This is a genomic window from Pseudomonas sp. 18-147 (assembly GCF_051048045.1).
Lineage (GTDB): Bacteria > Pseudomonadota > Gammaproteobacteria > Pseudomonadales > Pseudomonadaceae > Pseudomonas > Pseudomonas aeruginosa.
This window is the reverse complement of sequence record NZ_CP182296.1, coordinates 1,726,906-1,752,113: the sequence shown is the minus strand read 5'-3', so window position 1 is coordinate 1,752,113 and position 25,208 is coordinate 1,726,906. Positions and strand designations below refer to the sequence as shown.

Genomic DNA, 25,208 nt, shown 5'->3' with positions numbered 1-25,208 from the left:
GAACCCATGTCCGAACCACGCAAGATCCTCGTTACCAGCGCCCTCCCCTACGCCAACGGTTCCATTCACCTGGGACACATGCTGGAGTACATCCAGACGGACATGTGGGTGCGCTTCCAGAAGATGCGTGGCAACCAGGCCGTCTACGTCTGCGCCGACGACGCCCACGGTTCGGCGATCATGCTCCGCGCCGAGCGCGAGGGCATCACCTCCGAGCAACTGATCGACGCCGTGCGCGCCGAACACATGGGCGACTTCGCCGACTTCCTGGTGGACTTCGACAACTACCACTCGACCCACTCGGAAGAGAACCGCGAGCTGTCCAGCGCGATCTACCTGAAACTGCGCGACGCCGGGCACATCGACACCCGCCCGGTGACCCAGTACTTCGACCCGGAAAAGCAGATGTTCCTCGCCGACCGCTTCATCAAGGGCACCTGCCCGAAGTGCGGCACCGCCGACCAGTACGGCGACAACTGCGAGGCCTGCGGCGCGACCTACGCCCCGACCGAACTGAAGGACCCGAAATCGGCGATCTCCGGCGCCACCCCGGTGCTCAAGGAATCGCTGCACTACTTCTTCAAGCTGCCGGACTTCGAGGCCATGCTCAAGCAATGGACCCGCAGCGGCGCCCTTCAGGAGTCGGTGGCCAACAAGCTCGCCGAATGGCTGGACAGCGGCCTCCAGCAGTGGGACATCTCGCGTGACGCGCCGTACTTCGGCTTCGAGATTCCCGACGCTCCCGGCAAGTACTTCTACGTCTGGCTGGACGCGCCGATCGGCTACATGGCCAGCTTCAAGAACCTCTGCGCGCGGCGTCCCGAGCTGGACTTCGACGCGTTCTGGGGCAAGGACTCCGGCGCCGAGCTGTACCACTTCATCGGCAAGGACATCGTCAACTTCCACGCGCTGTTCTGGCCGGCCATGCTCGAAGGCGCCGGCTACCGCAAGCCGACCGCGCTGAACGTGCACGGCTACCTGACCGTGAACGGCCAGAAGATGTCCAAGTCGCGCGGCACCTTCGTCAAGGCGCGCACCTACCTCGACCACCTGGACCCGGAATACCTGCGCTACTACTACGCCTCCAAGCTCGGCCGCGGCGTCGAGGACCTCGACCTGAACCTCGAGGACTTCGTGCAGAAGGTCAACTCCGACCTGGTCGGCAAGGTCGTCAACATCGCCAGCCGCTGCGCCGGCTTCATCCACAAGGGCAACGCCGGCGTGCTGGTCGGCGCCGATCCTGCGCCGGAGCTGCTCGCCGCCTTCCGCGAGGCCGCACCGGGCATCGCCGAGGCCTATGAGGCCCGCGACTTCAATCGCGCCATGCGCGAGATCATGGCCCTCGCCGACCGCGCCAACGCCTGGATCGCCGAACAGGCGCCCTGGGCGCTGGCCAAGCAGGAAGGCCAGCAGGACAAGGTCCAGGCCGTCTGCGGCCTGGGCATCAACCTGTTCCGCCAGTTGGTGATCTTCCTCAAGCCGGTGCTGCCGAAGCTGGCCGCCGCCGCCGAAGCCTTCCTCAACGTCGCCCCGCTGACCTGGGCCGACCACCAGACCCTGCTGGCCAACCACCAGTTGAACCCGTTCCAGCCCCTGATGACCCGTATCGAGCCCGCGAAAGTAGAAGCCATGATCGAAGCCTCCAAGGAAGACCTCGCCGCCGCATCCCAACCCGCCGGCAATGGCGAGCTGGTCAAGGAACCCATCGCCGCGGAGATCGACTTCGACGCTTTCGCCGCGGTCGACCTGCGCATCGCCCTGATCGAGAAGTGCGAATTCGTCGAAGGCGCCGACAAGCTGCTGCGCCTGTCGCTGGACATCGGCGACGCGAAGCGTAACGTGTTCTCCGGGATCAAGAGCGCATATCCCGACCCGAGTGCCCTGGAAGGCCGCCTGACGCTCTATGTGGCCAACCTGGCGCCGCGCAAGATGAAGTTCGGGGTGTCCGAGGGCATGGTCCTGGCCGCCGGCCCGGGTGGCGAGGAGATCTACCTGCTGAGTCCGGACAGCGGCGCCAAGCCGGGCCAGCGCGTCAAGTAACGCAGACCACGAAGCCACGGAGGGCTCGATAGAATGAACGCATGGAAGCTTGCCGCCGGCGTCCTGCTGGCGGCGCTCTACGGATGCTCCGCCGAACACGCCGAAAGCGTCTCCGGCAATGCCGGTTTCCAGGGCGAGACGGGCAAACCCGGCACCGCCCTCGCCTACGAACACCGCGTCGGCATCCGCCTTCCCGCCGCGCGTATCGACGCGCAACTCGCCGCCAGCCGCGACGCCTGCAACAGCGAGCGCTTCGGCCAGTGCGACGTGCTCGCCATCGAACAACGCGGCGGTATCGGCCATTACGCCGAACTCACCGTGCGCATCGTCCCGGACGGCGTGGAGAAGCTGGTCGCGGCCGCTGCCGAGGGCGGCACGCTGGAAAGCCGGCAGACCCGCGCCGAGGACCTGGCCCAGGCGGTCGCCGACACCCGCCAGCAACGCGAGCGCCTGCAACGCGAGTACCAGACCCTACAGCAATACCAGGGGCGCAAGGACATGAGCGTCGGCGACCTGCTGGCCCTGGCCAAGGAAATCGCCGCGGTGGAAGCCCAACTGGCCGACAACGCCCAGGCCGGCGCCCAGCAGCAGCGGCGCATCGCTACCAACCTGCTGACCCTGAGCTTCAGCAGCGAGGCGCAGCCGGACAGCCGCCTCGGCCAGCTCGCCACGGCCGCCGGGCAACTGCTCGACGACCTTGTCGATGGCACCATCGCCGCAATGAAGTTCTTCGCCTACAGCCTGCCGTTCCTCGTCGTGCTGCTGCCGCTGGGCCTGTTGCTGCGCGGCCTGTGGCGCTGGCTGCGGCGGCCCGGCAAGAACGAGGCGCGCTGAGCCCAGGCATACGGGCGGACCGGGAGGGTCCGCTCTTTCGCCCAGGACCGCCTGACGGGCCTGGCAACTCACAAGGAGGAAGACCGATGACCGCCACCAGCGACCTGATCGAGTCACTGATTTCCTATAGCTGGGACGACTGGCAGGTGACCCGCCAGGAAGCCCGCCGGGTGATCGCCGCGATCCGCAACGACAACGTGCCCGATGCGACCATCGCCGCACTCGACAAGAGCGGCTCGCTGATCAAGCTGTTCCAGCGGGTGGGCCCGCCGGAACTGGCGCGCTCGCTGATCGCCAGCATCGCCGGGCGCACCACCATGCAGCGCTACCAGGCACGCAATGCCTTGATCCGCAGCCTGATCAACAATCCCCTGGGCACCCAGACCGACAACTGGATCTACTTCCCCACCATCACCTTCTTCGACATCTGCGCCGACCTCGCCGACGCCGCCGGTCGCCTGGGCTTCGCCGCGGCGGGAGCCACCGGGGTGGCCAGCCAGGCGATCCAGGGTCCGTTCAGCGGGGTCGGCGCCACCGGCGTCAATCCGACCGACCTGCCGTCCATTGCCTTCGGCGACCAGCTCAAGCTGCTCAACAAGGACCCGGCGACCGTCACCAAGTACAGCAACCCGCTCGGCGACCTGGGCGCCTACCTGAGCCAGCTGTCGCCGCAAGACAAGCTGAACCAGGCACAGACGCTGGTCGGCCAGCCGATCAGCACGCTGTTCCCCGACGCCTATCCGGGCAACCCGCCGTCGCGGGCCAAGGTCATGTCCGCGGCCGCGCGCAAGTACGACCTGACGCCGCAACTGATCGGCGCGATCATCCTCGCCGAGCAGCGTGACCAGACTCGCGACGAAGACGCCAAGGACTATCAGGCGGCAGTCAGCATCAAGAGCGCCAACACCTCCATCGGCCTCGGCCAGGTAGTGGTCTCCACCGCGATCAAGTACGAGCTGTTCACCGACCTGCTCGGCCAGCCGGTGCGCCGCGGCCTGTCGCGCAAGGCGGTCGCCACCCTGCTGGCTTCCGACGAATTCAACATCTTCGCCACCGCCCGTTACATCCGCTACGTCGCCAACCTCGCGTCGCAACAGGACCTGCGCAAGCTGCCGAAGACCCGCGGCGCATTTCCCTCCATCGATCTCCGCGCCTACGCCGGCAATCCGCGCAACTGGCCGCGGGACAATGTCCGCGCGCTGGCCTCGGAATACACCTCGCGGCCCTGGGACGACAACCTGTCGCCGGGCTGGCCGATGTTCGTCGACGATGCCTACGCCACCTTCCTCGACCCTGGAATGAGGTTCCCATGAAGACAGTCGCCCTGATTCTCGCCAGCCTCGCCCTGCTGGCCTGCACCGCGGAGTCCGGGGTGGACTTCGACAAGACCCTGACCCACCCGAACGGCCTGGTGGTGGAGCGCCCCGTCGGCTTCGACGCGCGGCGCAGCGCCGAGGGCTTCCGCTTCGACGAAGGCGGCAAGCTGCGCAACCCACGCCAACTGGAGGTCCAGCGCCAGGACGCGCCGCCCCCGCCCGACCTGGCGAGCAGGCGCCTGGGCGACGGCGAGGCGCGCTACAAGGTAGAGGAAGACGACGGCGGCTCCGCAGGCAGCGAATACCGCCTGTGGGCAGCCAAGCCGGCGGGCGCGCGGTGGATCGTGGTCAGCGCCAGCGAGCAGAGCGAGGATGGCGAACCGACCTTCGCTCTGGCCTGGGCGCTGCTGGAGCGGGCCAGGTTGCAATAGAACCGCTCTCTGCGGAGTGCCGGACGCTCCGTGGAACCTCCGTCGATCCGGGCGGAGCAGCATCCTGCTCGGGTTGCGGTAGCGCTTTTTCGCTCAGTCTGCGCCCATCGGATTTTCCCTGACATATTTTGTTTCATAGTACTGAGACTCAGGCGCGCCGCGGTTTTCCGGCGATGTGCGCAACAATTTGCACAGTTTTTTTGACGTAGCATCCGCGCGATCACGCACTTCGGATCGAGCACGGCGAACAGGGACGCCAGCCGTGCAGGTTTTTCGAGTAACAGGGGACAGCGGATGTTCAACCCGGCCAACCAGACCCACTTCAGCCTCAGCCTCGACGGCCTCCGCCATGACCTGCAGGTCCTCGCCTTCAACGGCCACGAAGGCATCAGTCGCCCCTACCGTTTCGAACTCGAACTGGTCGGAGAGCGTGCCGGCCTCGACCTCGAAACGTTCCTCCACCGGCCCGCCTTCCTCGCCTTCACCCCGCAGGGCCAGGGTGTCCACGGCCTGGTCTACGGCGCTGCCCAGGGCGATGCCGGCAAGCGCCTGACCCGCTATCGCCTCACCCTCGTCCCACACCTGGCCTACCTCGCCCAGCGCAACAACCAGCGGATCTTCCAGCACCTCACGGTGCCGCAGATCGTCGCCCTGATCCTCGAGGAGCACGGCATCCTCGCCGACGCCTACCGCTTCCAGCTCGGCACCCGGTATCCCGAGCGCGAATACTGCGTGCAGTACGACGAAAGCGACCTGCATTTCGTCCAGCGCCTCTGTGCCGAAGAGGGCATCCATTTCCATTTCCGGCACAGCGCCGAGGCGCACCTGCTGGTGTTCGGCGACGACCAGACGGTGTTCCCCCGCCTGGGCCGTCCCACCGCCTACGTGCACGACAGCGGGCTGGTCGCCGACGAACCGGTGATCAAGCGCTTCAGCCTGCGCCTGGCCAGCCGCACCACGCGCACCACTCGCCGCGACTACGACTTCGAGAAGCCGCGGCTGCTGCTGGAGGCCGGCAATCGCCCCGCTGCCGACGCCCCGGCCGAGCCGGACCTGGAGGACTACGACTACCCCGGTCGCTTCGTCGATCGCCAGCGCGGCAAGCTGCTCAGCCAGCGCGCCCTGGAGCGGCACCGCGCCGACCGGCGCCTGGGCGAAGGGGTCAGCGACCAGCCGCTGCTGGTCAGCGGGCATTTCCTGGAGATCGCCGAGCACCCGCGCGCGGAGTGGAACGACCTGTGGCTGCTCAGCGAAGTCTTCCACGAAGGCAAGCAGCCGCAGGTGCTGGAAGAGAACGTTACCTCCGACACGTCGGCCAGCACGGACGACTTCCAGCAGGGCTACCGCAACCGCTTCCTCGCCACGCCCTGGGAGGTGTTCTTCCGCCCGCCGCTGGAGCACCCGAAGCCGCGCGTGCTGGGCAGCCAGACCGCGGTGGTGACCGGCCCGCCAGGCGAGGAAATCCACTGCGACCGCTACGGCCGGGTCAGGGTGCAGTTCCACTGGGACCGCGAGGGCCAGGGCGACGACAAGAGCAGTTGCTGGCTACGCGTAGCCAGCGGTTGGGCCGGCAACGGCTATGGCGGCATCGTCATTCCGCGGGTCGGCATGGAAGTGCTGGTGGACTTCCTCGAAGGCGATCCCGACCAGCCGCTGGTCAGCGGCTGCGTCTACCACGCCGCCCACCCGGTGCCCTACGAGTTGCCGGCGAACCAGACCCGCAGCGTCTTCAAGAGCCTCAGCAGCCCTGGCGGTGGTGGCTACAACGAGCTGCGCATCGAGGATCGCAAGGGCCAGGAACAGATCTTCGTCCATGCCCAGCGCGACTGGGACGAGAACATCGAGCACGACCAGAAGATCCGCGTCGGCCACGAACGCCACGACACCGTGGAGGCGAACAGCTACAGCGAGTTCAAGGCCGAGGAGCATCACACCGTGCACGGAGAGCGCAAGGTCGAGCTGAAGGCCGATGACCATCTGACGGTCGGCGACAGCCAGCACGTGAAGCTCGGTCGTGCCTACCTGGCCAGGGCCGGGCGCGAGATCCACCTGAAGGCCGGGCAGAAGATGGTGATCGAGGCTGACAGCGAACTGACGGTGAAGGCCGGCGGCAGCTTCATCCGGCTTGACGCAAGCGGCATCGCCATCAGCGGCCCGCTGGCACGGATCAATGCAGGCGGCGCACCGGGAAGCGGCTCGGGGATCGCGATCAAGATGCCGTTGACGCCGGGGGCGGCGGACGCCGATGTCGCAGGACGCCCGCTACAACCCGCCAACGCCGGTCTCCACGCCAGCGATCCGAAGCAGAACGGCGAATACCGCTTCGATATCCGTTTGCAGGATATTCCCGGAGACGAAGGATTCCCCTTGATTCATACGCCCTGGCGCATCGTCCAGGGTAAGGAGCACAACCTGGTATTGGAAGGCGAGAGCGACGAGAAGGGACGGTTGGTGCTGGACGACACTCAACAGCGTCAGCTATCGAACGCCTGCGAGCGTGCGCCTGGCGATGTCTGGCTGGTGTATCCGGGGCAACGAATAGGCATCCGTCCGCATCGGGAGCGTGAGGGTTGGGACGCCACGCGCCACGCGCTGGGCGCGCTGGACTTCCATGACACCCTGGGCGGCCAGCGCGCGCCCACCCCGCTCGAACACCAGCGCGGCAAGCTCGACAGTTGCTGCGAAGGCGACCTTTATTCCCACCTACTGGCCAAGGACTGATCCATGTTGCAGAAGAAGCCCTACAACGGCCTCCACGAAAAGGAACTCAACCAGATCAACCAGCAGGATGGCAGCCCCTGCGTAGCCATTTCCGCACCGGGCTGTTTCATCAAGGGGTCCAACCTCTTTTCCGAAAAGCGGGCCGGTAACCGGGTCCGCTTCTTCACCACCGGCCGGGACTACTTCAGCGACTTGGCCAGCGCCCTCGACAGCGCCAGTTCGAGCATCTTCATCACCGGCTGGCAGGTCAACTACGACGTCCTCCTCGACGGCCGCCGCAGCCTCTGGCAGTGCCTGCGCCAGGCGCTGGAGCGCTCGCCCGCGCTGAAGGTCTACGTGATGCCCTGGCTCAGCCCTTCCGGCAGCCTCGGCACCTATGACTTCGAAACCATGCTCGCGGTGTTCCAGCTCAACGCCGGACTCGAGGGCGGCGCGCGCGCCTTCTGTACGCCGGCGATCCAGCAGAGCGACATGCAGGGACTGGGCGTCGCCTTCTCCCACCACCAGAAATCCGTGGTGATCGACAACCGCATCGGCTATGTCGGCGGGATCGACCTTGCCTATGGCCGTCGCGACGACAACGATTTCAGCCTCGACGCCTCCGGGCGCCGGGGCAACGACGCCTATAATCCCGGCCTACCGCATCTTGGCTGGATGGCGGAGGACGAACACGTCAGCTCCATGGGCCTGATGATGGCCACCCTGTTCGACCTTTCCAGGCCGCTCGCCAGCCTGACGCTGCATGCGCCCACCCTTCGCCTGTCGCCCTTCCCGCACATCGCCGCCAGCGACGAACCGCTGCTGAGCATTCCCCTCGCACCCAGCCGCGCCCGCGCCCTCAACGGCGCCGCCTACCTTTCCGACCTGTTCCGCAGCCCGATGCTGCCCTCCCTGCAATGGCTCGGCCGCGCCTACAACAGCTCGAAAGAAGGCCTGGACGAAGGCTTCGAACGGCTCGATGCGCTCAGGCGGCAGATGGTCGCCAGCAGCATCCGCGCCATTGCCAACCTGATCGCCGACAACCTCGACTCCCTGCCCATCGAGCCTGAACTCGAACGCCGCCTGCGCGCCTGGCTGGAGGAACTGCGCACGGCCGCGCTCAACCTGCCGGAAGCCCTGCGGATCAAGAGCCTGCTCCTGATCAACCAGTGGATGAGCGAAACCGAACTGGGCCAGGTCCTGACCCTGATCAGCGGCAAGGGCTTCGAAGATATCCCGCAGAACCTGAGCGGCAAGGCCGGCGAGTTGGCCGGCTCGCTGTTCTGGACACTCCACAGGCTGTTGCAGGCCCGCGCCGGAGGCCACCAGCAACCCTATCGCTACCTGGACGAAGCGCCTCAGCCATTGGCCTCGCCGGACAACGCCCGGCTGGCCGCCGACCAGCCGCGCATGCCCTGGCAGGATGTGCATTGCCGCATCGAAGGGCCGTCGGTGTACGACCTGGCGCGCAACTTCATCGACCGCTGGAACGGCCAGCAGGCCTACCTGGCCAAGACGCCGGCGCTACAGGATACGGCGCTGGTACGCAGCGCCCTGGAAGCCGTGATGAAGTGGCTGAACAGCCTGGCCGCCGCCGCGGGATTGGAGAACTACCTGGACGAGAAGCGCAACCTCTGGCTCGAACTGGACCCACCCATGCCCTGCTGGATCAACGCGCCGGAACAGTTGCCGCAAGAGCCGGAGGTGCGCCGCGGCGGCATGACCGTACAGGTACTGCGCAGCGCCGCGGCGCGCATGCTCGAACAGGAGCAGGCCGGCCGCCTCGGCGCGGGAGTGAACCTGCCCTTGCAGGTCGGCGTCTCCACCGAAGGAGTCCAGAGCAACTGCAAGGACGCCATGCTCCTGGCGATTTCCGGGGCGCAGAAGTTCATCTATATCGAGAACCAGTTCTTCCAGAGCGAGTTCGGCAAGGAAGGTGAAGTTTTCAAGGATCTGCCCCTTTCAGGCCCCATGGCCAGTCTGCGCGACGTTGGCAGCCTGCGACGCGACTTCGTCGTCCGGATACGCTTGGAGGAAGCCCTGGAGCAGCGCGACCTCTGGCTGCTGGACTGGGCCGAAGTGGAGAAGATCGCCCAGGAGCCTGGCACCGAGGCCCGCCAGTTCCTCAAGTCGATGCTCGCCATGTGGGGCGTGAACGCCCAGGGCTGGCTCACCCACAAGCTCGGCGAGGCCCAGCACGGCCTGCTCAACGAGATCGGCGAAGCCCTGGCGCGGCGCATCGAACGGGCCATCCAGCGCGAGCACCCGTTCCACGTCTACCTGGTCCTGCCGGTGCACCCGGAGGGCGCGCTGAACGTGCCGAACATCATGCACCAGGTGCACCTGACCCAGCAGAGCCTGGTGTTCGGCGAACAGAGCCTGGTCAAGCGCATTCAGCGGCAGATGGCGCTCAAGGCCCTGGAAGGCAAGTCCGACCCGGCCCAGGCCCGGGAAATCATCGAGCGCAAGGACGCTCGCGGTCGCCCGGTCTACGAACAGCAGGACTGGAGCCGCTACCTGACCCTGCTCAACCTGCGCACCTGGGCGGTGCTCGGCGGGCGGGTGGTCACCGAACAGATCTACGTGCACAGCAAGCTGCTGATCGCCGACGACCGGGTGGCCATCCTCGGCAGCGCCAATATCAACGACCGCAGCCTGCAAGGCGAGCGCGACTCCGAGCTGGCGGTGATGGTGCGCGACAGCGAGCCGCTGACGGTCAGGCTGGACGGCAAGAACGACGCCATCGTCGGCAAGGCCATCCACCAGTTGCGGGTGAATTTGTGGAAGAAGCATTTTGGCTTGAGCCAGGGGCCAGGCGGTTTCGTCAAGCCGGCCAGCGAGTTGAGTGCTTATCTGTCCATCCCGGCGGCTCAAGAGGCCTGGGAAGCTATACAAACATTAGCCAAGGAGAATACTCGTGCCTATGAACGGACTTTCAATTTTATTCCCCAAAATATCAGCCAGACTCCACTGCAACTGACTCCAGAGCCGCCTAAAGGATTTGAGGACGGATTTCCCGCCTCCATATGGCCCACCTGGGCATACAGAAAACCTGGCGAGTTAAGGGCGGGCGGACAACTGATGGAGCCGATGCCATATCAGGAAATCTTCTGGCGCTCATCTAATCTCACTTCGGTGAAAACCTTCCCACCACCCAACGGGGTTTCCGGTTTCATCACGGCTCTACCAACCAGTTGGACCCGTGGTGAGCGCAATGATTCTGGCTTGAATCTAAGCATCCTGGCACATCAGGACAGCAGATCGCTTCCCACCCAGGTCGCCATGAATGGAGATAGCTCGGCACAAGGAAAGCATCGCACATGAAAAGGGTTTTGATGGGGCTTATCCTATTGAGCAGCTCGAATATAACTTGGGCAGAAGCCCCCTCAAGTAAATACCAGGAGTGTCTGGGTCGAATGACCTTCGAGATACCGGAGGAGATGGAGTGGGCAACTTATGATGCCTCACGAGTCTGGCAGATATCCAAAGGGGGGGGGCATAACTTTACCGCCGAGGTGACCGCCGTAGGTGACAACGGCAGCTATGACTACGACAGTATGATTTTTTACGTTTCCGAAAAGGTTGATAAAAATGAATTCCATAACGCCTCAAACTACATAAAAGGAACAGCAGAAATATACCAAGACCATCTTAGAGAAAACATAAAACTAGATAAGAAAGCAATAAGTACGCTCCAAAAAAACAAGAGCGAAGAGAAAAGTATTGAACGGATAAAAAAAGGAATCGCAGAAATGGAGGCCAAGATTCCTCTCGCCAAGATCTACGAACACGATCTCGGCATCCCCGACTCCCATATCCTTGGCAGCAAGAATATCCCCTTCCATGTCCTGCTCTGGCGCAACCAGCGGGTCTATTACTTCACCTTCTCCAAGCCGACCGAGAACTCCGCCCAGCGCATCAAGGACTTAATCGCCCGTTTCCGCACCCGCGAGCTTTACGAAGTGCCGAACGAACCGGGCATCTGCTTCCCCTACGGCTTTATCGCCGACGACGGCAAGACCGCCTACGAACTGAAGAACAGCCTGCGTTTCACCCGCACGCCCAACGTGATCTTCAGCCTGCTCACCGCCTCGGCCAACGATCCCTGGCAGACCCGTCCCACCAGCGGCCTCTACGACAGCGACTTCCGTCCCGGCTACGACCGGCAGAAATGGAAAAAAAGCGCGCTGCTCGACAGCCTCCACATCGGCAAGCGCCTGGCCGCCTTCGAAGGCTGGCGCCTCGACCCGCGCCCCGACTCCGGCGAACGGGAACGCGCCTGGTTCGGCCTGGCCCATACAGGCGGCACCCTCGATCCGCTGGTAGCGATCCAGGTGCAGACCTTCCAGAAAGGCACCGACGACCTCACCGACTACACCCCGCCCCCCGAAGAAGTACTGCCCCGCCTGAAGGCCCTAAGCCAAAGCATCGAGCAGCGGCTGGCGCGCTGAAACCCACATCGCGGGCACTTGCACGAGCCTCCGCCATGGACCATGGGTCCTGGCGGCGCCTGCGACTGACTGGGTTGCCATGCCAAACTGCGAAGGTACGCTAGCCTTGCAGGGCAATCCCACCCGATAATAGGGGATTTCCCCGACGGCCCCGGCCCTGCAACGAATGCTTCGCGTATGACTGAACTCGCCCTGATCCTGGTCAGCGCCATCCTGGTCAACAACTTTGTCCTGGTGCAGTTCCTCGGCCTGTGCCCGTTCATGGGCGTGTCGCGGAAGATCGAGACGGCCATCGGCCTGTCCCTCGCCACCACCTTCGTCCTGACCCTGGCGGCGATGTGCAGCCATATCCTGCAACGCTACGTGCTGCGCCCGCTGGACCTGGAGTACCTGCGCACCATCGGCTTCATCCTGGTGATCGCGGTGGTGGTGCAGTTCACCGAGATGCTGGTGAAGAAGACCAGCCCGCTGCTGTACCGGGTGCTCGGCATCTTCCTGCCGCTGATCACCACCAATTGCATCGTCCTCGGCGTCGCCCTGCTCAACGCCAACAAGGCTGAATACGGCTTCCTCCAGGCCACTACCCAGGGCTTCGGCGCCGGGCTGGGCTTTTCCCTGGTGCTGGTGCTGTTCGCCGCCCTGCGCGAGCGCATCGCCATCGCCGACGTGCCGGCGCCGTTCCGCGGCGCGGCCATCGGCATGATCACCGCCGGCCTGATGTCGCTGGCGTTCATGGGCTTCAGTGGGTTGGTCCGGCCATGAACGGCGTGTTCCTGGCGATCGGCGCGCTGCTGCCGATCTGCCTGGCCGGCGGTGCGCTGCTCGGCTATGCGGCGGTGCGCTTCCGCGTCCAGGGCGATCCGGTCGCCGAGCAGGTCAACGCCCTGTTGCCGCAGACCCAGTGCGGCCAGTGTGGCTACCCCGGCTGCAAGCCCTACGCCGAGGCGATCGCCGCCGGCGACAAGATCAACAAGTGCCCGCCGGGCGGCGAAGCGACCATCCGCGCCCTCGCCGACCTGCTCGACCTGGAGCCCGAGCCGCTCGACGCCGCCGAGGAAACCCCGCCGCGGGTAGCCTACATCCGCGAGGCCGAATGCATCGGCTGCACCAAGTGCATCCAGGCCTGCCCGGTGGACGCCATCGTCGGCGCCGCACGGTTGATGCACACGGTGATCGCCGACGAATGCACCGGTTGCGACCTGTGCCTGGAGCCCTGTCCGGTGGACTGCATCGAGATGCGCGAGATACCGGACGACGTGCGCCACTGGAAATGGCCGCAGCCGTCGCCGCGACTGATCGCCAGCGACCGGGAGCGAGCGGCATGAGCGCCCTGCACGCCTTCCCCGGCGGCCTCTGCCTGCCGGCCAACAAGGAGCGCTCCACCGCCCTGCCGATCCAGCAGGCGCCGCTGGCGCAGCGCTACATCGTGCCGCTCGGCCAGCACATCGGCGCGCCGGCGCGACCTTGCGTGGAAGTCGGCCAGGCCGTACTCAAGGGCCAGACCATCGCCCTCCCGGACGGCACCGTCAGCGCCGCGCTGCATGCCCCGACCTCGGGTACCGTGGTGGCGATCGGCGCACACCCCTATCCGCATGCCTCCGGTCTTCCCGCGCCGGCCATCGTCATCGCCAGCGACGGCCTGGAGCGCTGGACCGAGCTGCATCCCTGCCCGGACTTCCGCGCCGAAAGCCCGCTGGCGTTGCTCGAACGCATCCGCGCGGCCGGCATCGGCGGTCTCGGCGGCGCCGGCTTCCCCACCGCCGCCAAGCTCGCCGCGCGCCCGGCGGAAAAGATCCATACGCTGGTGGTGAACGGCGCCGAATGCGAGCCCTACATCAGCGCCGACGACCTGCTCATGCGCGAGCGCGCCACGCAGGTGCTGGGCGGCATCGATATCCTGGTGCAGATCCTGCGCCCCGAAGAGGTGCTGGTCGGCATCGAGGACGACAAGCCGGAAGCCATCGCCGCCCTCGGCGCCGCCCTCGGTGAACGGCCCTATCGCATCGTCGCCCTGCCGACCCGCTATCCCTCGGGCGGCGAGCGCCAGCTGATCCAGTTGCTCACCGGCAGGGAAGTCCCGGCGGACGGCCTGCCGGCGGACATCGGCATCCTGTGCCAGAACGTCGGCACCCTGGCCGCCGTGCACGATGCCGTCGTCCTCGGTCGGCCGCTGATCTCGCGGATCACTACCCTCGCCGGCGGCGCCCTGGAGCGGCCGATGAACGTCGAGGCGCTGATCGGTACGCCGGTACACGAGTTGCTGGCGTTCGCCGGCCTCGCCGAGGGACGCCTGGAACGCGTGCTGATGGGCGGGCCGATGATGGGCTTCGCCCTGCCCGATCTCTCGGTGCCGCTGATCAAGACCTGCAACTGCCTGCTCGCCGGCGATGCCACGGAGCTGCCGGAACCAGTGCCGGCCATGCCCTGTATCCGCTGCGGCGACTGCGCCCAGGTCTGCCCCGTCAGCCTGCTGCCACAACAACTGCATTTCTTCGCCCTGGGCGACGAGCACGAGCAATTGCTCGCCCACAACCTGTTCGATTGCATCGAATGCGGCGCCTGCGCCTACGTCTGCCCGTCGAGCATTCCCCTGGTGCAGTACTACCGCGCGTCCAAGGCGGAGGTCCGCGAGCAGCGGCAGAAGCTGCTGAAGGCCGAACAATCCCGTGAGCGTTTCGAGCAACGCCAGGCTCGCCTGCGCCGCGACGAGGAGCGCCGGGCCGCAGAACGCGCCCAACGCGCGGAGAAGGCCGCGCTGGCGCGCGCCGCCCAGGCCGAGCGCGAGGAAGCCGCCCCCGCCACGGCGGTCGACCCGGTGCAGGCGGCGATCGAGCGGGCCAGGGCGCGCAAGCAGGCCGGTAGCGGCAGCGAACGGCTGAAACGGCTGAAGATCGAAGCGAGCATGGCGCGGGTGGCCCTGAAGAAGGCCGAGAAACAGTTGCTCAGCCACGACACCCCGGAACAGCATGGCCTGGTCGCGGAACTGCGCGCCGCCGCCGAGGCCGCCGACAAGGCCCTGGCCGATGCCGAAGCCAGCCTGCCGCGCGACCTACCCAGCGCACCGCCTGCCGCGCTCGACGACGAAGCCGAACTGAAGAAGGCCAAGGCCCAGGCCGCCATGGCCCGCGCCCAGCTCAAGCGCTCGGAAAAGGCCTTCGGCGAAGCGCCCGGCGCCGAGCAGCGGGCGACCCTCGACGAACTGCGCGCCGAGGTCGAGCGTTGCGAAGCCACCCTGGCCCGCCTCGAGCGTCACGCGCCGAAGCCCGCGGCGCCCGGCGACGACGGCCAGGCGGCGCTGAAGCGGGCGAAGATCGCCCTGGTCGGCAAGCGCGCGGCCTTGAAGAAGGCCGAGCAGGCCGGGGTGATGGACAGCGAGCTGGAACGCCTGCGCGGCGAGCTGCAAGCCGCCGAGCGCGACCTGCATGCCGCCGAGGACGCCTGCGGCAAGCCGGCGCCGGAGCTGGTGCGGATCGACAAGCGCCCGGTCGACCCGCGCACCCGCGAGCTGAAGACCGAGCTGGCCTACGCCCGCGCCGCCCTGAAGAAGCTCGAACGCCTGGCGAACGCCGACGCCGCCGCACTCGCCGCCGCCCGCACGCGCCTGAGCGCCGCCGAGCGCGCCCTGACCGAACACGGCACGGAGTGACCATGGCCCTGCCCCGCCCCACCTCGCCCCACGCCCGCGGCTCCAACCGTACCCCGGCGATCATGCGCCTGGTGCTCGGCGCCTGCGTCCCCGGCCTGCTGACGCTGACCTGGCTGTACGGCCCGGGCACCCTGCTCAACCTGGCCTGGGCCAGCCTCGTCGCGCTGGCCTGCGAAGCCGCCATGCTGGCCCTGCGCAAACGTCCGCCGGGGGTGTTCCTCAAGGACGGCAGCGCGCTGGTCACCGCCCTGTTGCTGGCAGTCGCCCTGCCGCCCTACGCCCCCTGGTGGCTGACCCTGGTGGCGACCTTCTTCGCCCTGGTATTCGGCAAGCACCTGTACGGCGGCCTCGGACAGAACCCGTTCAACCCGGCGATGCTCGGCTACGTCGTGGCGCTGGTCTCGTTTCCCCTGGAAATGACCCGCTGGCCCTCGCCGGACAGCGCCCTCGGCCTGCCCGACAGCCTCCGCGAATTCCTCGGCCTCGCTACCCGGCCGGACGCCTGGGCCCACGCCACCGCCCTCGACGTGCTGAAGACCGACCGCAGCCTGACCGTCGATGAGCTGTTCGCCGGCAACCCGGCCTTCGGCCACCTCGGTAGCGCCGGCAGCGAGTGGGTCAACCTGGCGTTCCTCCTCGGCGGCCTGTTCCTGCTCTGGCGCCGGCTGTTCACCTGGCACGCGCCGCTGGGCATGCTCGCCGGCCTGTTCGCCATGAGCCTGCTGTTCTGGAATGGTTCCGGCTCCGATTCCCATGGCTCGCCACTGTTCCATCTGTTCAGCGGGGCGACCATGCTCGGCGCCTTCTTCATCGTCACCGACCCGGTGTCCGGCGCCACCAGCAATCGCGGGCGGCTGGTCTTCGGCCTCGGCGTCGGCGTCCTCACCTACGTCATCCGCGCCTGGGGCGGCTATCCCGATGGCGTGGCGTTCGCCGTGCTGCTGATGAACCTGGCGGCGCCGACCATCGACTACTACACCCGGCCGCGCACCTACGGCCATCGCAAGGCCGAGCGCGGCTTCAAGGCAGGCGACTGATGGACGCCGCGACTCGCCGCTCGATGCTGCGCAACGCCCTCCTGCTCGGGCTCTTCGCCCTGGTCGGGGTGGGCCTGGTGGCCCTGGTGCAGCAATTCACAGAGGCGCGCATCGCCGAAGCCCAGCGCGAGGCGCGCGGCCGCGCCCTGCTGGAACTGCTGCCGCCGGGCAGCTACGACAACCATCCGCTGGACAGCCAGGTGCCAACCTTCGCGCCGAAGCTGCTCGGCCTGGATGCGCCGCGTCCGGCCTATGTCGCCCGCCTGCACGGCCAGGCCAGCGCAGTGATCCTCCAGGCCAGCGCGCCGGATGGCTACAGCGGCGCCATCCAGCTACTGGTCGGGGTCACCGCCCAGGGTCGGCTGCTCGGCGTGCGGGTCGTCGCGCACAAGGAAACCCCCGGTCTCGGCGACCGCATCGAACTGGCCAAGAGTCCCTGGGTGCACGGTTTCGACGGCAAGGGCCTGGGCGATCCGGCGGACGCCGGCTGGGCGGTGAAGAAGGACGGCGGTACGTTCGACCAGTTCGTCGGCGCCACCGTCACCCCGCGCGCCGTGGTCCGCGCCGTGCACAAGGCGCTGCGCTACTTCGACGCCAACCGCGAACGCCTGCTCGCCCCCGAAGAGGCTGCCGGACATGAGTGAACAAGATTTCCGCGAGATCGCCCGCAACGGCCTGTGGCGCAACAACCCGGGCCTGGTCCAGTTGCTCGGCCTGTGCCCGCTGCTGGGCACCAGCAACTCGACGGTCAACGCCCTCGGCCTGGGCCTGGCCACCATGCTCGTGCTGGCCTGCTCCAATGCCGCGGTATCGTTGGTGCGCGGCGCGGTGAGCGAGGCGATCCGGCTGCCGGCGTTCGTCATGATCATCGCCGTGCTGACCACCTGCATCGAACTGCTGATGCAGGCCTGGACCTACGAGCTGTACCAGGTCCTCGGCATCTTCATCCCGCTGATCACCACCAACTGCGTGATCCTCGGTCGCGCCGAGGCCTTCGCGGCGAAGAACGGCGTGCTGCGCGCCAGCTTCGACGGACTGCTGATGGGCCTCGGCTTCGCCCTGGTCCTGCTGGTCCTCGGCGGCCTGCGCGAGCTGCTCGGCCAGGGTACCCTGCTGGCCGACATGCACTTGCTGTTCGGCCCGGCGGCGGCGGACTGGAAGATCCAGCCGTTCCCGCAGTACCAGGGCTTCCTGCTGGCGATCCTGCCGCCGGGCGCGTTCATCATGCTCGGCCTGCTGATCGCCCTGAAGAACCGTATCGATGAAAGCCTGGCGGAACGCGCCAAGGTGCAGGCGGGCGACGTACCCGCCACCCAGCGCCAGCGCGTCCGCGTCACCGGAGTGATTGAATGAATGCCGCCAAGCGCGCGGAGATCTTCCGCCGACTGCACGAAGACAACCCCGAGCCAAGGACCGAACTGGCCTACACCACCCCCTTCGAACTGCTCATCGCGGTGATCCTCTCCGCCCAGGCCACCGACGTCGGGGTGAACAAGGCCACCGCCCGCCTCTATCCGGTGGCCAACACCCCCGAGGCGATCCACGCCCTCGGCGTCGAGGGGCTGTCGGAGTACATCAAGACCATCGGCCTCTACAACAGCAAGGCGAAGAACGTCATCGAAACCTGCCGCATCCTCATCGAAAAGCACGGCGGCCAGGTCCCCGACAACCGCGAGGACCTCGAAGCCCTGCCCGGGGTTGGCCGCAAGACCGCCAACGTGGTGCTCAACACCGCCTTCCGGCAACTGGCCATGGCGGTGGACACGCATATCTTCCGCGTCGCCAACCGCACCGGCATAGCACCGGGAAAGAACGTTCTGGAGGTGGAGAAGAAACTGCTGAAGTTCGTGCCGCGCGAGTACCTGCTCGATGCCCACCACTGGCTGATCCTGCATGGCCGCTACGTCTGCAAGGCGCGCAAGCCGCAATGCGGAAGCTGCCGGATCGAGGACCTGTGCGAATACAAGCACAAGACTTCAGACGATTGATCAACTATTCGAAATCCTATCTTTACGATTGAAAAAATCTTTTTTACCAGCCACGGCTTTGTCGCTATAAGGTGCGCCATTACCACCCCATAAGTTGGAGTGAATGTCATGGCAAAAGCCAAAGAAGAACTCGAGATCGACGACGAAGCCGGCGTTGAAGAGGATGACGGCGAGGAAACCAGCGTCGAGGTGGCCAAGACCAACCTGACCAAGCGTCGCATCATCGACAACCTGCTGGAAGAACGCCGCCTGCAGCGCCAGTTGTCGGACTACGACTTCGACCTGTGAGAGCGCCGCCCACACCGCAAGCAAGCCCCGCAATTGGCGGGGCTTCGTTTTTCCGGGGGCCATGAAAAGCCCGCCGAAGCGGGCCTGAACACCGGTGCGATCGAGCCGAGACCGCCATGCCCAGCCGGCACGCGCCGGGCGGCGGCCACGGCAACCGCTATCCGACGGTCGCCGTCCCGGCCGTCCCGGATAACGCCGTCAGGGTCGCAGTTCGAACAGCGCCGGCAGCGGCGGCCACTCCGAAGGCACCTTGCGGAAGCGACTGAAGCCGGCGGCCTCGGCCATCTGCCGCGCGCGGTCCTCGCCCATGAAGGCGCCGAGGCCCTCGCCGCCGTGGGACAGCGAACAGGTCATGCAATACAGCGTGCTCTGCGGGTACATCACGCGACCGAACAGGTTCATGTTCTCGTGCAGTTCCTGCGACAGGTTGAGTTCCACCATCAGGTAGGTCCCATCGTCGGCGGTCGACTCGCGCAGGTCCTTCATCATCTGCTGCGGGTCGGTCGCGTCGTGGATGACCACGAAGGTCGTGACGAAGTCGAACTTCTTGCCCGCCAGCGCATCGGAATCGCTGACCTCGAAGCGCACCCGGTCGCCGACCCCCGCGGCCTCGGCGTTCGCCCGCGCGCGTTCGATGGACGGCGCGTGGAAGTCACAGCCATAGACCTGGGCTTCGGGGAACGCCTTGGCCATCATGATCGCGGCCAGCCCGCTGCCGCAGCCGAAATCGAGCACGCTGCCACCCGCCTGGAGCTTTTCCTTGACGCCATCCAGCGAAGGAATCCAGTGCTGCACGAGGAAGTGCTTGTACCAGGGCATGGTCATGCGCTCCATGCCTTCCCAGGTTTCCAGCGGGAAGGATTCCTCGGGGCAACCGCCGCCGCAGCGGAAGGCCTCGATGATCTTCGGCGCCATGCTCACGAAGGGCACGCTCAACTGGATGATCCCGCCGGCGAAATAAGGCGAGTCCTCGTCGGCGAGCACCGGGACGAACTCGGCCGGCAACCGATAGCTCCTGCTCTGCGGATCGTAGGCCAGGTAGTTGCCGGTGACCATGCTGCCCAGCCATTCGCGCAGGTAGCGGGTGGTGTAGCCGGTCTGCTGCGCCAGCTCTTCCAGGGTCACCCATTGGCCATGGGCGAGCGCCTTGAACAGCCCCAGGCGGTCGCCGATGTAGAGCATCGCGCCGCGCAGGGTATTGCCGTAGTCCTCCATGATCCGTGCTGAAAACTGCTTGACCTTCGCGGTTTCGATCTCGTTAGCCTTTGTCATTCTTGTTCTCCGTTGATATGCAGTACCGCCGCCTCTGGCGGCGGGTGATTCAGTGGTGGCTGGCGACCTTGTCCAGCACCTTGTCGACGATGGTCCCGGCCATGCCGAGATGGGTCCGCGGCTCGAACAGCCTGGCCAGGGTTTCCTTCGGCATGACGGCGCCCACCCGCGGATCCGACTCGAGCGCCTGGCGCATCGGAATCCGCTTGCGCTGGCAGGCCTGGGTGATCTCGAAGATGATTTCGTAAGCGCTGCTCTTGCCCAGTTGCTTGGCCATCTCGAAGACGAACGCCTCGGTACAGATCGCATCGCTGTATGCATTCGCCGTCCGCGCCATGGTCTCGTCGTGGACCGTGAGCCCGTCGATGGTGTCGGTCAGCAGCGACAGCGCCATCAGCGCATAGTGGGAAACGTCCGCCACCGCACACCATTCCAGGCGCGTGCCGCGGTAGTCCCGCTCGTGCTCGAGGATCATGGCGTCCAACGCGAGCAGGACCTGGGCCTTGGCCAGCCGGGCCAGCACCACGACCTGCTCGCAGCCTTCCGGATTGCGCTTGTGGGGCATGGTGCTGCTACCGATCTGCTGCTGCGTCCAGCCCACCTCCAGCTCGCCGATCTCCCAGCGGTTCAGGGTGCGGATCTCGTCGGCGATCCGCGCCAGGGACGCGGTGACCATGGCCAGGGTGCTGACGAACTCGGTAACCCGGTCGCGGGACACGTGCCAACCCGCCAGCGGCACGTCCAGCGACAGCCGCCGCGCGAAGCTTTCGAGCAGGAGCATGGCCTCGTCGCCGAAGGCGGCCATCGTGCCCACGCCGCCGAACAGTTGCACCACCAGGATCCGCTTGCGCGCCTCGCCCAGGCGTTCGCGGTGACGCAGCAACTCGTCGATCCAGCCGGCCACCTTCAGCCCGAAGGTGGTCGGCAACGCCGGGATCGAGTGGGTCCTGGCGACCATCAGCGCATTGCGGGTCCCGCTCGCCAGCACCGAGAGCCGGTCCAGGAGGATGTCCAGCGCCCGCTCCGTTTCATCCAGCACATCGCGCATTTCCAGGGACTGCGCGGTGTCCTGGATATCCTGCGTGGTCGCGCCGAAATGCACGTACTCGCGCGCGCTGGGGCTGCAGTTCCTTTGCAGCGCGCCCAGCAGGGGCATCAGCGAGTGCCCGGTGCTGGCCACGCCGTCGGCGATCTGCTGCAGGTCGACGGCCGAAAGCCTGGCGGCCTTCGCGATCTCCAGCGCCGCCTCGGGCGGGATGACGCCGACATCGGCCTGCGCCAGCGCCAGCGCCGCCTCCACGTCGAGCCAGCGTTGCAGGCGGCAGTGGCTACAGAAGATCCGGCGGCTCACCGGACCGGCGTAGCCGCCGCCATGGGTTTTAGAGTCAACGATGTGACTGTGTTCGTGCTTGCAGGACGACTCGGCCGGTGCGCCGCCGAAGCTCTGCGGATGCGCGGTGCACGAGGAACGGGCAAGCATTTCCAGCGATTCAGCATCCATCACCTATCCTCCATCACGTACTGGGACTGACCGGGATTTCCTTGGGAAGAGGCGGCGCCTTCGGGCCTGTCGCCCGACGCGCCGGTTCGTGGTTTGCCGGCGACCAGGTCGACCATCTCCGCGGCGAGGCCGACGTAGCCGACGGGGTCGAGCAGTTCTTCGAGCGCCTCGGCGCTGAAACAGCCGCGCAACCTTGGCTGCCCGAGCAGCGCCTCGCGGAACGGAACGCCCTGCCGCTGGGAGGCCTGGGTTATCTCATGGAGCAGTTCGTGGGCGGTCTGCTTGCCGAACTGCCCCGCCAGCGCGAGCATGACCCGCTCCGACAGGATCAGCCCACCCAGCAGGTCGAGGTTGGCGCGCATGCGTTCCTCGCGCACCTCGAGCCCCTCGGCCAGCACCGCCTCCATGCGGGTCAGCAAGGCGCCGGCGTAGACGAACAGCTCCGGCAACGCCGCCCACTCGATGCGCCAGGCGGTGCCGTCGCGCTCGTGCAACTGAAACGCGGCATCGGTGAGCGCCACCATCTGTGCCCGCACCAGCCGCGACAGCGCGCTGACCAGGTCGACCGACGACGGGTTCCGCTTGTGCGGCATGGTGCTGCTGCCCACCTGTCCCGGCCGGCTGCCCTCGCGTACCTCGTCGATTTCGCTGCGCTGCAGGTGGTAGATCTCGTTCGCCACCCGGCCCAGCGTCACCGACACCTGGACCAGCAACCCGGCAACCTCCAGCACCCGGTCCCGGGCGCTGTGCCAACTGGTCGACGGCGCGCCGAGACCAAGCCTGGCCAGGGTTCGCCGCTGTAGCTCGAAGCCCTGGGCGCCGAACGACGCCAGGGTTCCCACGGCACCGGTCAGATTGCCGACCAGGACGCGTTCGCGCGCCTCGTCGAAGCGCGCCAGGTGACGGTCGATTTCATCCACCCAGACGGCGACCTTGTAGCCGAAGGTCGTGGGCAGCGCCTGCTGCCCGTGGGTGCGTGCAACCATCGGCGTGTGCTGGTGGCGCAGGGCGAGCGCCAGCAGATGGCCACGGATCGAGTGCAGGAGCCCGAGCGCATGGCCCCAGGCTTCCTTGACCTGCAGCATCAGCCCGGTGTCTAGGATGTCCTGAGTGGTCACGCCATAGTGCACGTACTCCCCCCAGCTACCCTCGCACAACCTCGCCAGGGCGCGGATGGTAGGCACCAGCAGGTGCCCTGTCTCCAGGCTTTCGCGGCCCAGTTGCATGAGGTCGAAGCGCTCCACCTGGGCGGCGCGGTCGATCTCCCGCGCCGCCTCGTGGGGGATGATGCCCATCTCGCCCTGGGTCGCCGCCAAGGCTCGCTCGACATCCAGCCACCTCCGCACCTGGTTGGTATCGGAAAAGATCGCGGCGAATGCCGGGGACGAGTAGGCGCCCCCGTGTATACGGGATTCCGTAATGTGACTTGGCATTTTCGAGTGCTCGCTTTGTCCCGGTGGAAGTCACTTGACGCTCTGCATCTCTTCCCAGATCGCGTCGTAATAGGCCCTTTCCACACGGAAGTGCTGCGATAGCGAGGTCAGGAACGCATTCTGGAACTGCACGTCCGGAATCCGCCGCGCGATGAGTTGCCATTCGCGCTTGGCCCGCGGCGGTACGAGGCTGATGTGGACCTTGTAGTACTCCGCCTGGTCCTCGCTCAGGCCGGCCTGGAGCAGGGCCCGATAGAGCTTTTCGTGGTTCCCCGGCACGACCAGTTCGGTGATGTAGAACACCGCCAGCCCCCAACCGACCTCGGCATGCCGGAAGGCACGGGCACGATTGTTCAGGTAGGCGATTTCCTCGGGCATCGTCGACACGGCCTGGAAGTCCGCCTCCAGGCCGATGGCCTCGAGCAGCTTGGCCAGCAGGCGCGGATGCGAACCCTTTTCGTCTTCCTCGCCCAACTCGCCATAGAGGTAACGCGCGAGCGCCGCGGCCTCGTCCACATCGGTCAGGTTGACCAACAGGTCGGCCGCATCGCGGTACAGGCGGAAGGTGCGGAACCACTGGTGACGGAGGAACACCTGGAGCTGCGCGCGGGAGGCCGAGCCGGAGAACACGTACTGCGACATCGGGTGCCGCTCGCGGGACTGCGCGGCGATTTCCTGTTCGAGACGCTTCTGGAAATCCTCCTCGGACAGCGCCCTGGAAAGATCGGCGGCGGGCATGAAACGCTCTTCGACGCGATAGATCGCCCGGGCCAGCCAGCGCCGGGTCTGGGCGGTCGCCACGTCGTCGCTCAACGAAAGGACGTAGAGCAACTGCTGGTACGCGGCATAGGCCTGGCGGTCGCCCTTGAGCCCTGCCTCGGCCAGCGCGGCCAGCTTGCTCGCGGCGCTATCGATCTGGCGGGAAGTAGCGTGGACGGCCAGCGCATCGGCAACGATGCGTGCTTCTTCGATGGGCAGGTTCTGCAACTGCGGCAGGGAAAAATTGCGGGTATTCATCCTGTACTCCTTGTTCTTGTTCTGGATAGGCATCAGGCCATGGCCAGGGAATTCGCCTGCATCTGCTCCCAGAGCAGGTCGAAGTAGGCCCGGTTGATTTCGAAGTGGCGCGCCAGCGACTGCATGAACTTGCGCTGGAAGTCTTCGCTCGGCGCGAACTTGGCGATCAGCGCCCACATCTCCTCGGTATCGATCTCGTCCTGGGTGCCGTGCAGGCGATGGAACTCGCTGGGTTGCTCGGGCACGCCCAGGCGCTGCAGGAGTTCGTAGATGCGCCGGTGATTGACGCAGCTCACCGACTCGACCGCGTACAGGAGCGCAAGGCCCCAGGCGACATCGGTGTGCCGCACGCAACGGATACGGTTGTTGAGGTAGGCCTTCTCCAGCGGATGCAGCGCCGGGAAATCGATGCGCAGCGGTATGTCGAAGTAGGTCATCAGGTGGGACAGCAACGCGGGGTGCGAGCGCTCCGGCGTCTCCGCCCCGGCCTCGCCGTAGAGGTTGCGGTAGAACACCGAGGCGTCCTCGATGTTTTCGAAGCGGAAGGCCAGCTCCGCCAGGAGGCTGTAGAAGTTGTAGGAACGGACCCAATGGTGTTCCAGGAAGAAGCGCACGTCCTCGACCGGCGGCGTGCCCTGGAACAGGTGGACCGACATGGGATGGCGCACCCGGCTGCGCGCCTCGATCTCGGCGTCGACCTTCTTGCGGAACTCCTCCACCGGGACGGCGCTGAAACCGGCCGGCTCGGGAGCGAAACGATCCTCGACCAGGTAGACCTGGCTCGCCATCCAGCGGCGGGTCGGCTCCGTATGCGGATCGCTGCCTACGTGCAGTTCCAGGAGCAACGCCTGGTACTGCGCGTAAGCCGAAGCATCGCCGCCCAGGCCTTTGGCCGTGACCGCGAGAATCGCCTCGAGCGCGAGCGTGATCTGGTCCAGGGAGGCACCGGGTTTCAAGGCTTCAGCCAGGAGAGCCGATGCATTTCGGGCAGGTTCCGACATTGTCCGCTGGGAACGGATATTCATATCGGAGGAAGAACTGCAGCATTGCTGTAACGGATTTGAAGTCATTTGGATCACCCTTGTTTTTGTTGTTGTGCGGGGCGACCGTAAAGCTTGCCACGGTGGCAAGGTCAAGCAATGCAGCGGCCTTCTCGGCGGACAACGGAGTTCGCCGAAAGGTGCTCTTCGATAACACTGGATGCGCTGCGAAAAACCCCGAGCTAAAGGCCTGCGAATCCATCGGAGAATAACT

General features: G+C 66.2%; 21 protein-coding genes. 15 read left to right on the top strand and 6 right to left on the bottom strand.

All coding sequences use genetic code 11. The features are described from left to right. Positions 1–6: 6 nt before the first annotated feature. The 15 genes from metG to ACM0M4_RS08395 all read left to right on the top strand — a co-directional run bounded on the left by metG (position 7) and on the right by ACM0M4_RS08395 (position 18,731). A complete protein-coding gene (metG, locus tag ACM0M4_RS08465) occupies positions 7–2,040 on the top strand; it encodes a methionine--tRNA ligase (protein WP_003113898.1) in 2,034 nt (677 codons plus the stop codon). Between the two features lie 33 nt (positions 2,041–2,073). Then, positions 2,074–2,874: a DUF4349 domain-containing protein gene (locus ACM0M4_RS08460; RefSeq protein ID WP_003117530.1), complete on the top strand. Its 801-nt coding sequence runs from the start codon at positions 2,074–2,076 to the stop codon at positions 2,872–2,874. A gap of 86 nt (positions 2,875–2,960) precedes the next feature. Further along, positions 2,961–4,187, top strand: coding sequence for a type VI secretion system effector muramidase Tse3 (gene tse3, locus ACM0M4_RS08455; RefSeq protein ID WP_003092026.1), 1,227 nt, complete (start codon positions 2,961–2,963; stop codon positions 4,185–4,187). Continuing rightward, positions 4,184–4,621: a T6SS effector muramidase immunity protein Tsi3 gene (tsi3, locus tag ACM0M4_RS08450; RefSeq protein ID WP_003113900.1), complete on the top strand. Its 438-nt coding sequence runs from the start codon at positions 4,184–4,186 to the stop codon at positions 4,619–4,621. Before tse3 ends, tsi3 begins: the two co-directional genes overlap by 4 nt. 294 nt (positions 4,622–4,915) lie before the next feature. Then, positions 4,916–7,342, top strand: coding sequence for a type VI secretion system tip protein TssI/VgrG (gene tssI, locus ACM0M4_RS08445; protein ID WP_058153827.1), 2,427 nt, complete (start codon positions 4,916–4,918; stop codon positions 7,340–7,342). A gap of 3 nt (positions 7,343–7,345) precedes the next feature. Further along, complete coding sequence (locus tag ACM0M4_RS08440; RefSeq protein ID WP_221345527.1) at positions 7,346–10,645, top strand: phospholipase D-like domain-containing protein; 3,300 nt, start codon at positions 7,346–7,348, stop codon at positions 10,643–10,645. 428 nt (positions 10,646–11,073) lie between these two features. Continuing rightward, entirely contained in the window at positions 11,074–11,772 is a 699-nt protein-coding gene (locus tag ACM0M4_RS08435; protein WP_003109999.1) for a T6SS immunity protein Tli4 family protein, read from the top strand. Between the two features lie 177 nt (positions 11,773–11,949). After that, complete coding sequence (gene rsxA, locus ACM0M4_RS08430; protein WP_003092041.1) at positions 11,950–12,534, top strand: electron transport complex subunit RsxA; 585 nt, start codon at positions 11,950–11,952, stop codon at positions 12,532–12,534. Further along, positions 12,531–13,097 (top strand): electron transport complex subunit RsxB, encoded by a 567-nt coding sequence (rsxB, locus tag ACM0M4_RS08425; RefSeq protein WP_003103780.1) that lies wholly within the window; start codon positions 12,531–12,533, stop codon positions 13,095–13,097. The genes rsxA and rsxB overlap by 4 nt, the downstream gene beginning before the upstream one ends. Next, a complete protein-coding gene (gene rsxC, locus ACM0M4_RS08420) occupies positions 13,094–15,418 on the top strand; it encodes an electron transport complex subunit RsxC (protein WP_221345526.1) in 2,325 nt (774 codons plus the stop codon). The genes rsxB and rsxC overlap by 4 nt, the downstream gene beginning before the upstream one ends. 2 nt (positions 15,419–15,420) lie before the next feature. Next, positions 15,421–16,455, top strand: a complete 1,035-nt coding sequence (locus ACM0M4_RS08415; RefSeq protein ID WP_003092045.1) for an RnfABCDGE type electron transport complex subunit D — start codon at positions 15,421–15,423, stop codon at positions 16,453–16,455. Continuing rightward, positions 16,455–17,099 carry an electron transport complex subunit RsxG gene (rsxG, locus tag ACM0M4_RS08410; protein WP_023118769.1) on the top strand — a complete coding sequence of 215 codons (645 nt, stop codon included), beginning with the start codon at positions 16,455–16,457 and terminating at the stop codon, positions 17,097–17,099. Before ACM0M4_RS08415 ends, rsxG begins: the two co-directional genes overlap by 1 nt. After that, on the top strand, positions 17,092–17,808 hold the full coding sequence (locus ACM0M4_RS08405) for an electron transport complex subunit E (RefSeq protein ID WP_003107418.1): 717 nt from the start codon (positions 17,092–17,094) through the stop codon (positions 17,806–17,808). Before rsxG ends, ACM0M4_RS08405 begins: the two co-directional genes overlap by 8 nt. Continuing rightward, a complete protein-coding gene (gene nth, locus ACM0M4_RS08400; RefSeq protein WP_003092050.1) occupies positions 17,805–18,443 on the top strand; it encodes an endonuclease III in 639 nt (212 codons plus the stop codon). The genes ACM0M4_RS08405 and nth overlap by 4 nt, the downstream gene beginning before the upstream one ends. 108 nt (positions 18,444–18,551) lie before the next feature. Then, positions 18,552–18,731 (top strand): PA3496 family putative envelope integrity protein, encoded by a 180-nt coding sequence (locus ACM0M4_RS08395; RefSeq protein WP_003092052.1) that lies wholly within the window; start codon positions 18,552–18,554, stop codon positions 18,729–18,731. A gap of 198 nt (positions 18,732–18,929) precedes the next feature. On the opposite strand, the gene ACM0M4_RS08390 is transcribed toward ACM0M4_RS08395, so the two are convergent. Genes ACM0M4_RS08390 through ACM0M4_RS08365 form a run of 6 tightly spaced genes read right to left on the bottom strand, consistent with a single transcriptional unit; the run spans position 18,930 to position 25,196 of the window. Next, positions 18,930–20,003: a class I SAM-dependent methyltransferase gene (locus ACM0M4_RS08390; protein WP_003092054.1), complete on the bottom strand. Its 1,074-nt coding sequence runs from the start codon at positions 20,001–20,003 to the stop codon at positions 18,930–18,932. 49 nt (positions 20,004–20,052) lie between these two features. Beyond that, positions 20,053–21,504: a class-II fumarase/aspartase family protein gene (locus tag ACM0M4_RS08385; RefSeq protein WP_003092055.1), complete on the bottom strand. Its 1,452-nt coding sequence runs from the start codon at positions 21,502–21,504 to the stop codon at positions 20,053–20,055. Further along, entirely contained in the window at positions 21,504–22,937 is a 1,434-nt protein-coding gene (purB, locus tag ACM0M4_RS08380; protein WP_016852582.1) for an adenylosuccinate lyase, read from the bottom strand. The genes ACM0M4_RS08385 and purB overlap by 1 nt, the downstream gene beginning before the upstream one ends. 30 nt (positions 22,938–22,967) lie before the next feature. Then, a complete protein-coding gene (locus ACM0M4_RS08375) occupies positions 22,968–23,954 on the bottom strand; it encodes an HOASN domain-containing protein (RefSeq protein WP_003112894.1) in 987 nt (328 codons plus the stop codon). A gap of 32 nt (positions 23,955–23,986) precedes the next feature. After that, on the bottom strand, positions 23,987–25,024 hold the full coding sequence (locus tag ACM0M4_RS08370; RefSeq protein WP_003119554.1) for an HOASN domain-containing protein: 1,038 nt from the start codon (positions 25,022–25,024) through the stop codon (positions 23,987–23,989). Next, complete coding sequence (locus ACM0M4_RS08365; RefSeq protein WP_161789441.1) at positions 24,915–25,196, bottom strand: hypothetical protein; 282 nt, start codon at positions 25,194–25,196, stop codon at positions 24,915–24,917. The genes ACM0M4_RS08370 and ACM0M4_RS08365 overlap by 110 nt, the downstream gene beginning before the upstream one ends. Positions 25,197–25,208 lie beyond the last annotated feature (12 nt).

Coding starts and splice junctions, on each gene's coding strand:
- metG (WP_003113898.1), top strand. CDS start 7: ATGTCCGAACCACGCAAGATCCTCGTTACCAGCGCCCTCCCCTACGCC.
- ACM0M4_RS08390 (WP_003092054.1), bottom strand. CDS start 20,003: ATGACAAAGGCTAACGAGATCGAAACCGCGAAGGTCAAGCAGTTTTCA.
- ACM0M4_RS08365 (WP_161789441.1), bottom strand. CDS start 25,196: ATGGATTCGCAGGCCTTTAGCTCGGGGTTTTTCGCAGCGCATCCAGTG.
- ACM0M4_RS08370 (WP_003119554.1), bottom strand. CDS start 25,024: ATGACTTCAAATCCGTTACAGCAATGCTGCAGTTCTTCCTCCGATATG.
- ACM0M4_RS08435 (WP_003109999.1), top strand. CDS start 11,074: ATGGAGGCCAAGATTCCTCTCGCCAAGATCTACGAACACGATCTCGGC.
- ACM0M4_RS08415 (WP_003092045.1), top strand. CDS start 15,421: ATGGCCCTGCCCCGCCCCACCTCGCCCCACGCCCGCGGCTCCAACCGT.
- ACM0M4_RS08405 (WP_003107418.1), top strand. CDS start 17,092: ATGAGTGAACAAGATTTCCGCGAGATCGCCCGCAACGGCCTGTGGCGC.
- tse3 (WP_003092026.1), top strand. CDS start 2,961: ATGACCGCCACCAGCGACCTGATCGAGTCACTGATTTCCTATAGCTGG.
- rsxG (WP_023118769.1), top strand. CDS start 16,455: ATGGACGCCGCGACTCGCCGCTCGATGCTGCGCAACGCCCTCCTGCTC.
- rsxB (WP_003103780.1), top strand. CDS start 12,531: ATGAACGGCGTGTTCCTGGCGATCGGCGCGCTGCTGCCGATCTGCCTG.
- ACM0M4_RS08395 (WP_003092052.1), top strand. CDS start 18,552: ATGGCAAAAGCCAAAGAAGAACTCGAGATCGACGACGAAGCCGGCGTT.
- ACM0M4_RS08460 (WP_003117530.1), top strand. CDS start 2,074: ATGAACGCATGGAAGCTTGCCGCCGGCGTCCTGCTGGCGGCGCTCTAC.
- ACM0M4_RS08375 (WP_003112894.1), bottom strand. CDS start 23,954: ATGAATACCCGCAATTTTTCCCTGCCGCAGTTGCAGAACCTGCCCATC.
- tssI (WP_058153827.1), top strand. CDS start 4,916: ATGTTCAACCCGGCCAACCAGACCCACTTCAGCCTCAGCCTCGACGGC.
- purB (WP_016852582.1), bottom strand. CDS start 22,937: ATGCCAAGTCACATTACGGAATCCCGTATACACGGGGGCGCCTACTCG.
- ACM0M4_RS08440 (WP_221345527.1), top strand. CDS start 7,346: ATGTTGCAGAAGAAGCCCTACAACGGCCTCCACGAAAAGGAACTCAAC.
- rsxC (WP_221345526.1), top strand. CDS start 13,094: ATGAGCGCCCTGCACGCCTTCCCCGGCGGCCTCTGCCTGCCGGCCAAC.
- tsi3 (WP_003113900.1), top strand. CDS start 4,184: ATGAAGACAGTCGCCCTGATTCTCGCCAGCCTCGCCCTGCTGGCCTGC.
- nth (WP_003092050.1), top strand. CDS start 17,805: ATGAATGCCGCCAAGCGCGCGGAGATCTTCCGCCGACTGCACGAAGAC.
- ACM0M4_RS08385 (WP_003092055.1), bottom strand. CDS start 21,504: ATGGATGCTGAATCGCTGGAAATGCTTGCCCGTTCCTCGTGCACCGCG.
- rsxA (WP_003092041.1), top strand. CDS start 11,950: ATGACTGAACTCGCCCTGATCCTGGTCAGCGCCATCCTGGTCAACAAC.